The following is a 10,509-nucleotide window of genomic DNA, read 5'->3' as shown; positions in this document are numbered from 1 at the left end:
GCCCTCGTCGATCCCTCCGGGATTGCTACGTTTTCTCCTTAACCGAACACCGATGGCTTTTGCTGTGCCTCTCTGTCTGGCCTGCGTCAGGGTGTCTATGTCCGCTGTTCGAGGTGTGACGGGATGTTCAGATAGAGGCCCAAGTGGTGGCCACTGTGGCGGGCGAGAATGATGGTGTATTGAAATTTTATTTTGATCCGCCAACTTGTGTCTGGAGGGTGGGCGCCTATCCAGTAGTGGGCGCTCTCGGTCCTCCAGCGTGGGAAGTCGAGTTTGCGGATCGGGGTGAGTCGCCGGTGTGGGTCAGCGAGGTGACTGTCAGAATGCTCCTGGTGCTCCTGCGCCAGGCCAAGCCGAAGGCCTGACGCGAGAGAATCGCTTGCCCGCCGGGGGAAGGGTGGTCGGGTCGCGCTAGCGGTTGGCCTGCGGGGCCTCCGCGTCCGGCTCGGCGACCCCCAGGCCCAGGAGGGACATCCCGAAGACCCGCCGTCCGAGCTCGACCCGCCGGCTGACCGGGTTGCCGACGCCGGCGACCCTGGGCCCGACGACGAGGCGCTGGCCTACCGAGAAGCGATGGGGCCACGCGATGGGAATGATGAGCGCCTCGTCGAGGATGGCCTGCTCGAGCTCCGGGTAGTAGCGCAGGCGCTCCTCCCGCTCCGCCAGGGTGTGTAGGTGCTGGCCCATCTCCCTCAAGCGGGGCGAGAGGAAGGTCTGGCCGCCCACGCCCGTGGTCAGCGAGTTCATGACCCAGAGGGGTTCGCCCTCCAGGAGCTGCTCCGACCACACGCCCGAGACCAGATCCACGAGCCCCTGGCGGTGGAGTTCGTCCCAGGCGACGCGGCTCACGTCCACGACGCGGGCCCGGATACCTACCTCGGCCAGCTGGTCGCGCACGATCGAGAGACCCCGGGTCGGGCCACCCCGATCGCCCAGGAGGAGCTCGGGCAGCCCCTCCCAGCCGGGGTGTCCGGCCTCCTCCAGGAGCCGCGCCACCAGCTGCGGGTCCCGTCGCTGAGGCTGGATGTCAGTGTGGTAGCCCGCCTCGTTGGAGGAGAGGATTCGACCCGTGGGCTGTCCCAGTCCGGGCACCTTCGCGGCGAGGGCCTCCCGGTCGATGGCGTTGGCCACGGCTCGCCGCAGCCGGGCGTCCTCGAGCGGCCCACCGGTGCGCCCCGCCATGGGGATCAACGTCCCGAGGGTCCAGAACTCCGAGCGGCCGTCGAGGAAGACCCTCAGCCCGGGCTGTTGCAGCTCGGGACGCAGCGCGGGCAGGTCGGCCGCCGGGTCCGCCAGGAGAGCGGCGACGTCCCCCGAGGAGATCCAGAAGAGATCCACCTCACCGAGGGCGACCCGGCCGACCGCCTCGATCGGATCGGCGATCCGGAGGACCTCGATCCGCTCCGGGCGCCGCCCGCTCCGGGGAGGGGGGAGCGGTTGCCAGTAGCGCTCCCAGCGCACCAGGGAGAAGCGGCCCGCCTCCGGACCCGGGACGAAGCGGTAGGGGCCGGTGCCCACGGGGTGCTCGAGCTTCTGGGGATCGTCGCAGCCCTCGAGCTCGGTGGGGATCAGGACGGTCCGGCTGATGGCCTCGGTGAGGGCGCGAAAGGGCCGGCTCAGGCGGACGTGCACCGGGCCGCCGGCCTCGGAGACCTCGACCCCCTCGAGGCGCTCGGAGCGCCCGGCCAGGAAGTCCTCCGCCCCCACGATGGGGAGGGCCATCATCGGATCCCGCACCGCGAACTGCAGGGACCAGGCGAGATCGGCCGGGACCGCGGGCCGGGCCCCTCCGCCGGGGAGGCAGGGGTGGGGATGGAAGACCGGCCCCGGGCGCAGGTGGAGCCAGGCCTCCAGCCCATCCTCGCTCGACTCGATGCGCTCGATCACGCCGCGCAGGGGGCTGCTCTCGGAGGTCACCAGCGGGTCGGTGACCATCCCCAGGCCGGCGACCACGTCGAGGCGGTGGCTGACCGAGTTGACGTTGAAGCCGGTGGGCGGCGTGGTGGTCGCGAGGCGCAGCACCGCCTCCGCCTCCTCCTTCGTGGGGGGTGCCGCCTCCTGCGCGGAGGGGAGGCGCCACCAACCGAGCGCGAGGAGGGAGAGGGCGAGCCCGCCCACCAGGGGGAGCAGCACGCGTCGGCGGGGTGGACCCGGCACCGGCTCGAGCGACGGGGGATCCAGCAGGGTGTCGGCCGGCGAGAGGCAATGGAGCTCGAGCGGTTCGGAGATATTCTTGAGCGCCACCTTGCCGAGGGAGACCGACGCCGCGTGGACGCGCCGGCGAACCTGGCGGAAGACGGGCTCCGAGACACAGACGCCCCCGACGAGGGCCTGCGGCTCGAGCCGGGCGGCCACGTTGACCGCCTCCCCGAAGAGGTCGCCCTCCTGCTCGACCACGTCCCCCACGTGGACGCCGATGCGCACGAGGATGGCCTCCGCCTCACTCACGCCGGCGTTGTGGGCCGCCAGCCGCCGCTGCACCTCGAGGGCGGCCTCGACCGCCGAGACGGCGCTGCGGAACTCGGCCATGAAGGCGTCACCCACCGTCTTGATCACCCGGCCCCCGCCGCCCTCGAGACACTCGCGGAGGATGGCGTTGTGATGCTGGAGGCGGGCGAGGGTCCCCGCCTCGTCCTCGTCCATCTGCCGGGAGTACCCCTTCATGTCCGTGAAGAGGATCGCGGCAAGCCTCCGCTCCGCACCGTTTCCGCCCATCCGCGCCAGTATCGGTGGAGTTTCGAGCGAAGAGAAGGAAGGGTTCCCGCACCCCGAGACCCGACGGGATCGAGCGGTGCCCTGGCGGGCGGGCCCCACTCGGTTCGTGGTCGCCTTCAGGCTCTCGGCGAAGCTCGAACCGTCGACACGCTCGCGGATCAGCGTGCCTTCGCGTAGGGTCGCGCCCATGGCGTGCTCGTTCATCAAGGGGGACATCTTCGATGAGGCCACCGGCGAAGGCGCGCCGGAGGGGCCGCGCGGGATCGCCTTCGGCGCCGACTGCGACGGCGCGATGACGACCGGCATCGCGTCCGCGTTCCAGAAGCGCTGGCCTGCCCTCGGTGACGCGTTCGCCGCCCACTGCGCCACCGGCAAGATGCAGCTCGGAGACGTCTTCACCTGGCGCGACGGAGATCTCTTCGTCTACGCGCTCGGCGTGCAGCGCGGCAGCACCAAGCCCAGGGTCTCGATCTTCGAGCGGGCGCTGCGCGCGCTCGTCACCCGCGCCTCCGAGGACGGGGTGCAGCGCGTGCTCCTTCCGCGGATCGGCGCCGGCAAGGGTGGCATGGACTGGATCCGCGTGAAGCGCGTGATCACCGACGTGGGGCAGAAGACCTCGCTCGAGCTGGTCGTCTTCGAGCAGTTCATCCGCCAGGCCTCGGCGCCGCCCCGCTCCGAGCCCGGCTAGCTCCGCCAGGCCCTCGGCGAAACCCCGGGGCCCCGAAGAGGAGCCAGCGTAGGCAGGGCAGCCGCCCGCACCGCGCGTTCTCGGTCTGCAGAGGGCCTGCTAGCGTGTCGCTCCTGTCCCTCGCGTTCGCGTGGGGACGATCCCGTGCCGGAGGACCTCTCGTGACCCGCTCGCTCATCGCGTTCGCCCTGCTCGCCACTCTCCTCAGCGGCTGCCCCGAGCCGGCGCCCACCGACACGCCCGACCTCGTCCCGCCGGTCACGGTGGCGACCCCCGCCGGCGGCGCCTTCGACGCCCCCTTCAGCGTGGACCTCGCCTGCACCGACGAGGGCGGGACCTGCGCCGGCACCTGGTACACGCTGGACGGCAGCGCGCCGACCGAGGCCTCCGAGGCGTGGGGCGGGCCCCTCCAGCTCACGCAGACCACCACCCTGCGCTTCTTCTCGGTGGACGCGGCCGGCAACGCCGAGCACCCCCGCAGCGAGCACTATGCCTTCGACGAGGTTCCGCCCCTCGACACCGAGGCCCCCACCCTCACGGCCCTCCCCGCCCCCGGCACCTACGCGACCTCCCTCCTGGTCCTGCTGCGCTGCGACGACGGCGCCGGCACCGGCTGCGAGGCGATCCACTACACCCTCGACGGCAGCGCCCCCACCCTCGCCTCGCCCCTCCACCTCGAGCCCCTCCTCCTGGACGCGGACACCCTCGTGACCGCGCTGGCGGTGGACCGGGCCGGGAACCAGAGCGCCCCCCAGACCTTCGCCTACACCGTCGACACCCGGGCGCCCTCGACCCTCGCGAGCCCCCCCTCGGGCACCTACGCCACCGCGCAGACGGTGACCCTCACCTGCGACGACGGAGCGGGCACCGGCTGCACCGCCACCCACTACACCCTCGACGGCAGCGCACCGGACGAGGGCTCCCCCCTCTACACCGCCCCCCTCACCCTGGACGCCAGCGCCACCCTGCGCTTCTTCTCCCTGGACGCCGCCGGCAACCGCGAGCCGGAGCGGAGCGAGACCTACCTCGTCGACCTCGACCCGCCGGTGACCGGGCTCCAGCCGCCCGCCGGGACCTACGCGGGGACCGTCTGGCTCACCTTCACCTGCGCCGACGCCGGCGCGGGCTGCGCCGCCACCCACTTCACCCTCGACGGCAGCGCGCCGGATCTCGGCTCGCCCATCTACGCCACCGCGGTGCCGCTCGCCACCAGCGCCACCGTCCGCTTCTTCAGCGTCGACCGCGCCGGTCATGCGGAGGCGCCCGGCTCGGCCGACTACCTCGTCGATCGCGACGGCCCGGCGACCACCGCCAGCATCCCCGGCGGCATCCACGCCGCGGCGGTCCAGGTCGCCCTCTCCTGCGACGACGGCGCCGGCTCCGGCTGCCAGGCGATCCACCTCACCCTCGACGGCAGCACCCCCACCCTCGCCTCCCCGGTCTACTCGGCGCCCCTCGACATCACCGCCGACACCACCCTGCGCTACTTCGGGGTGGACGCCGCCGGCAACACCGAGCCCGTCCAGACCCAGAGCTACGTCATCGACACCGCGGCGCCCACCAGCGGGGCGACGCCTCCCGGCGGCTTCTTCCGGGACGGCCCCACCGTGGCCCTCGCCTGTGACGACGGCGCCGGCTCGGGCTGCTCGGCCATCCACTACACCCTCGACGGCAGCGCGCCGACCACCGCCTCGCCCCTCTACGTCCTGCCCCTGACCCTCGGCGCGACGACCACCCTGCGCTTCGCCGCCGTCGATCGGGCCGGCAACGTCGACGCGCCCCGGCAGGAGCTCTACACCCTCGACCGCCTCGCCCCCACGACCACGCCCGACGTCGCGCCGGGCGCCTACGACGGCAGCCAGTCGATCACCCTCGCCTGCGACGACGGCCCCGGCAGCGGCTGCGCCGCGACCCACTACACCCTCGACGGCAGCCTGCCGACGACCGCCTCGCCGGTCGCCACCGCCCCGATCACCCTGAGCGCGACCGGCGAGCTGCGCTTCCGCTCGGTGGACGCCGTGGGCAACCTCGAGGATCCCCGCTCGGCCGCCTACCTCATCGACCTGCTCCCCCCGGCCACCACCGCCACGCCGGGCTCGGGCACCTACAACACGACCTTGAGCGTGCAGCTCGCCTGCAGCGACGGCGCCGGCAGCGGCTGCGTCACCACCTACTACACCGTGGACGGCGGCGAGCCCTCGACCTCCTCCTCGATCTACCTCGGGCCGATCCCGCTCTCCGCGAGCACGACCCTGAAGTTCTTCTCGGTGGACGCCGTCGGCCGCTCGGAGGCGACGGTCACCCGGGACTACCTCCTCGACCTCGCCGCGCCGGTCACGACGGCCAGCCCGGGGGGCGGCACCTACGGCAGCGCCCAGAGCGTCGGCCTCTCCTGCGACGACGGCGGGGGCACGGGCTGCGCGGCGACCTACTACACCCTCGACGGCACGCCGCCGACGACCTCGTCGACCCTCTACGCGGGCCCGGTGGCGGTCGCCGCCGACGCCACCCTTCGCTTCTTCTCCACCGACCTGGCGGGCAACGCCGAGACCCCGCGCAGCGAGGTCTACCGCGTCGACCAGGTGGGGCCGGTGGTGATCGCCGCCGATCCCGACGACGGCGGCACCCGGGTCTTCGTCAACGCGATCCTCTCGGTGACCTTCGACGAGGACGTGCAGCCGGCCACCGTCACCCCCAGCACCTTCCTCCTCCACGACGCCGGAGGGGTCCCGGTGGTGGGCTCGGTCGCCTACGACGCCCCGAGCCGCACCGCGACCTTCACGCCCTCGGCGCCGCTGGCCGGCGCGAGCGTCTTCGCCATCACCCTCACCACCGGCATCCTGGATCTCGTGGGCAACCCGATGGCGGCGCCCCACCTCATCGACTTCGAGACCACCTACCCCCAGGTGCAGCTCGGAGACGACCGCTCGGCCACCGCGACCACCGGCGGCCTCGCCTACGACAGCGCCGGCAACGGGATGCTGGTCTGGCTCGCCTACGACGGCGTGGGGTGCCACCTGAGCTACGCCACCTACGACGTGACGACGGACAGCTGGAGCGCCGACGCCACCCTCACCTCCGAGGCCCGCTGCGGCTACGACCCGCCGATCGCGCTCGCGAGCAACGGCAGCACCTTCATGGTCGCCTGGAAGAACGACTACGCCGACGTCCTGGTCAGCGAGTGGGTCGCCGGGGCCTGGCTGCCCGAGACCACCCTCGAGGCCTCCGCCTACTCGCGCTACTCGACGGCGAAGCTCGATCTGGCGACCGATGGCGTCGGCTACGCCCTCGCCTACGAGACCCGGAACACCTTCTACCAGATCAAGGTCGCGCTCCACGACGGCAGCACCTGGGCCACGCCCGTGACGGTGCAGACCGCGGTGGTGGACGCCCTCCTTCCCTCGATCACCGGCGGCGCGGCCGGCTACCTGGCCGCCTGGAGCACCACGGACGGCGAGGTCTTCGCCGCCCACCGGCCGGCGGCCACCGGGATCTGGGCGAGCGAGGTGCGCCTCGACACCACGACGGCCTACTCGGGCGGCGCGCTGGCAGAGAGCAACGGCGCCACCTACCTGGTGGCCTGGCAGGAGGGGAACAACCTGTGGGCGGCGCTGGGAGACGGCGCCACCTACCCCGCGCCGCTGCAGATGAACACCTCCGGCACCGGCGCCAAGCTCCTCGACCTGGCCAGCGACGGCACCGGCTACCTCGTCGCCTTCGGGGCCTACGCGAACCCGGTGCAGGGCGCCTACGTCCGGAGGCACGACGGCAGCGCCTGGGGCGCCCAGACCCTGGTGGCCAACCGGGGGCTCCCGGCCGAGGGCGGGGCGGCGGCCTCGGATGGCAGCGGCTACTTCCTCGCCATCGACTTCCGCGACTCGCTCAACAAGCGCCACGAGCTGGGCTACACGGTCTGGAACGGCGCGACCTGGAGCGCCGAGGCCCCGCTGGAGGGTGAAGCGGCCACGGCCCGCAACCCGGTGGCCGCCGCGGGGGCCGGCCTCTACGGCGTGGCCTGGGATCAGCTCGTGGGCACCGTCCACCAGGTGCGCTTCCGGGACTTCGACGGGAGCACCCTCTCGGCCACGAGCGAGCGCCTCGCCGCGCCCCACCCGGGCTCCGCCGGCCTGGCCCGGATGGCCGCCGACGATCAGGGCCGCCTCCTGGCGGTCTGGGAGCAGGTGGCGCACGGCGCCGCGTCCGTGATGGCCTCCTACTGGGACGGCGCCGCCTGGTCGGTGCCGATGCTCGTGGCCCAGGACGCCACGTCCCCCGACGTGACCTCCGACGGCACGCGCTTCATGATCGCCTGGCAGGGCGGAAACGACTCCACCTACAAGGTGGGCGCCCGGGGCTTCGACGGCGTCAGCCTCGGCGCGGTCGTCCAGCCGGGCTTCGGCAACTGGAGCACCCGGCCCCGCCTCGCCGGGAACGACACCGGCTACCTGCTGGTCTGGGCGAACATCGACTCGGTCTGGGCGTCGATCTACCAGGGCGGCGCCTGGCTGCCCTCGACCAAGATCAGCCAGGCCACCGCCTCCGTGGACGTGCATCCGGCCGCGTCCTCCGACGGCAGCGGCTACCTCGTCGCCTGGACCCAGCGGATCGGCGGCTCCTACGACAGCATCCTCTCCACCCTGGCGACCTACGACGCCCTCGGGGGGACCTGGTCCTGGAGCGCTCCGGTGCTGGCCGAGGAGCAGGACGTCGACGTGCAGGAGGTCCTCACGCTGGGCGACGCCTCGGGCTACCGCCTCGTCTTCACGACCGGGTCCACCTCCGGCGACGGCGGGGTCTACCTCCGCGACTGGTCCGCGGGCGGCTGGCAGGCGCAGCAGACCCTCCACGTGGGTTTCCGCCTCATCTGCAGCGACCTGGCCGGGCGCCGCCTCGGCGCGGGTGACGTGCTCGTCTACCGCTGCGACCTCGAGTACTTCGGCAACGCCGAGGCCGCCGGCGGCTGGTCCGAGACCTCCCTGGGCAGCGGCTTCGGCGGGGACGTGGTGATGGCCACCGAGGGCAGCACGGCGGCGGTGGTCTTCACCGGCTCCCGCTTCCTCGTCACCAGCGAGACGGCCCGGGCGACCCGCTTCGACGGCGCCGGCTGGGAGCCGGTCTACGTCACCTCGGAGACCGGACGCCGGGCGCTCCACCCGGCGCTGATGCACGACGGCACCCACTACCTCGGCGTCTGGCAGGAGGAGAACCCCAGCACCGGGGTCCACCGCATCGTCATGCGCCGCGAGCCCTGAGCGATGACCCATCACCCCGGAGCCCACCCCACCCGACGACCGGAGCACCCCGGGCGCGGGCTCCTCCTGCTGCTCGCCGGCCTCGCGGTGGCCTGCGGGGGGAAGGTCCCCCAGTTCCCGCGAGACGGCGAGCTGCGCCTCGACCAGGTCCAGCTGCTGGGCACCCACAACAGCTACCACCTGGCCCCCGAGGGGGTGACCCTCCCGGAGCTGGCCTACTCCCACGCCCCCCTGACCACCCAGCTCGCCCAGTACGGGGTGCGGCAGTTCGAGCTGGACGTGAACCGGATCGATCCGGCCGACCCCTTCGAGGTCTTCCACATCTACACCTTCGACGAGGAGACCACCTGCCGGCGCTTCACCGACTGCCTCTCCGAGCTGAAGGCCTGGTCCGACGTGAACCCGCTCCACGTCACGCTGGTGGTGCTGCTCGAGCCCAAGGATCTCTTCGACGCCGCGACCGTCGAGGACTACTTCCAGCAGCTCGAGGAGGAGATCCTCTCGGTCTGGCCTCGCGACCGGATCCTCGCCCCGGCGGACGTGCAGGGATCGGCCGCGAGCCTCGCCGAGGCGATCGGCGCTCGGGGCTGGCCCACCCTCGGTGAGGTGCGCCAGAAGGTCCTCTTCGTCCTCCTCGACGGGGACGAGCACCGGGAGGCCTACACCCACGGCGGGCAGGATCTCGACGGCCGCCTGCTCTTCGCCAGCGGCGGCGCGGGGTTCCCCTACGGCGGCTTCGTGCTGATGGACGATCCGCTGGGCGATCCGGCCGCCATCCCGGCCGCCGCCGAGGCCGGCTTCCTCATCCGGACCCGGGCCGACACCCCGGGGGTCGAGGCGCCCGCCGGGGACACCACCCGCCGGGACGCCGCCCTCGCCTCCGGCGCCCACTGCATCAGCACCGACCACCCGGCGCCGGTGGAAGGCGTCGACTACGTCGTCGAGCTCCCCGGCGGTGGTGTCGGCCGCTGCAACCCGGTCACCGCGCCCGCGGATTGCACCCCCGCCGACATCGAGCAGCCCTACCACCTGCCCGGGGACTGAGGCCGGGCGCCCCGCGGGTCGTGGCCGGCCCTGCGGATCTCCCGGCGGCGCTCGTGCGAGAATGGGCCCGGCATGGCGCTCATCCTCTCGCTCCTGATCGCGCTCCCGGTCCTCGTCGTCGCCCTCGCCATCGGCGCCGGGCTGCTCGTCCTGGCCTGCAAGATCGTCCGGGTCGAGTCGCCGGGCCTGACCGGCGCCATGTGGACCCTCTTCGTCGCCGCCGTGGTCCAGCTGGTGGTGGTCGGCGGCCTGCTCTTCCTCGTCATGGGCGCCTCCCTGGCGAGCGGCGACCGGCAGGCGCTGGCGAGCCTGGGTGGCCCGGCCGGGATCGGCATCAACCTGGCCGGCTTCGCCCTCACCGCCCTCGTCTTCTGGCGGATGCTGGGGCTCTCGAGCTACGCGAGGGCGCTGCTGCTCAACCTCGTCTACTCGCTGCTCGGGATGGCGCTGGCCCTCCTCCTCGCCCTGGGGCTCATGCTGGCCGGCAACCTCGTCTCCTCCCGGCTGAACTGGTCGGAGCTGATCGAGCAGACGCAGCGGGCCGACGAGCTGCGGCCTCCCCCGGGGGAGAAGGCGCTCGGCGGCACCGTCTACCGGTGGAAGGACGCGGAGGGCCGGACCCGCTACTCGGAGAGCCCGCCGCCCTCGGGCACCGACTACGAGGTCGTGGAGATGGCGCCCTAGGGTGCGCCGGGCTCTCCGAGTAGCGGGTCTGACCCCAGAAGCCGAAGAGGTTCACGATGGGGACCCCGATCAGCGTGCCCCGCAGGTCCTCCGGCCGCTGCGCCGCGAGCGCCTCCCGGACGATGG

5 protein-coding genes are annotated in these 10,509 nt (G+C 72.9%); 4 read left to right on the top strand and 1 reads right to left on the bottom strand.

What is annotated here, in order from left to right; translation table 11 throughout:
• Positions 1–411: 411 nt before the first annotated feature.
• Positions 412–2,715, bottom strand: coding sequence for an ABC transporter substrate-binding protein (locus tag P1V51_07940; GenBank protein MDF1562960.1), 2,304 nt, complete (start codon positions 2,713–2,715; stop codon positions 412–414).
• 187 nt (positions 2,716–2,902) lie between these two features.
• On the opposite strand from P1V51_07940, the gene P1V51_07935 reads away from it, so the two are divergent.
• The 4 genes from P1V51_07935 (at position 2,903) to P1V51_07920 (ending at position 10,383) form a co-directional block, all read left to right on the top strand.
• Positions 2,903–3,403, top strand: coding sequence for a macro domain-containing protein (locus P1V51_07935; GenBank protein ID MDF1562959.1), 501 nt, complete (start codon positions 2,903–2,905; stop codon positions 3,401–3,403).
• Positions 3,404–3,564: 161 nt separating this feature from the next.
• Complete coding sequence (locus tag P1V51_07930; GenBank protein ID MDF1562958.1) at positions 3,565–8,655, top strand: chitobiase/beta-hexosaminidase C-terminal domain-containing protein; 5,091 nt, start codon at positions 3,565–3,567, stop codon at positions 8,653–8,655.
• A 3-nt stretch (positions 8,656–8,658) separates the two neighbouring features.
• A complete protein-coding gene (locus P1V51_07925) occupies positions 8,659–9,699 on the top strand; it encodes a Ca2+-dependent phosphoinositide-specific phospholipase C (protein MDF1562957.1) in 1,041 nt (346 codons plus the stop codon).
• A gap of 72 nt (positions 9,700–9,771) precedes the next feature.
• Complete coding sequence (locus P1V51_07920) at positions 9,772–10,383, top strand: DUF4124 domain-containing protein (GenBank protein MDF1562956.1); 612 nt, start codon at positions 9,772–9,774, stop codon at positions 10,381–10,383.
• Positions 10,384–10,509: the final 126 nt, after the last annotated feature.

Source organism: Deltaproteobacteria bacterium (assembly GCA_029210625.1).
Classification (GTDB): Bacteria; Myxococcota; Myxococcia; order SLRQ01; family SLRQ01; genus JARGFU01.
The sequence above is the reverse complement of the archived record's forward strand: the minus strand, read 5'-3'. Positions and strand labels throughout refer to the sequence as shown.

Coding starts and splice junctions, on each gene's coding strand:
- P1V51_07940 (MDF1562960.1), bottom strand. CDS start 2,715: ATGGGCGGAAACGGTGCGGAGCGGAGGCTTGCCGCGATCCTCTTCACG.
- P1V51_07935 (MDF1562959.1), top strand. CDS start 2,903: ATGGCGTGCTCGTTCATCAAGGGGGACATCTTCGATGAGGCCACCGGC.
- P1V51_07925 (MDF1562957.1), top strand. CDS start 8,659: ATGACCCATCACCCCGGAGCCCACCCCACCCGACGACCGGAGCACCCC.
- P1V51_07920 (MDF1562956.1), top strand. CDS start 9,772: ATGGCGCTCATCCTCTCGCTCCTGATCGCGCTCCCGGTCCTCGTCGTC.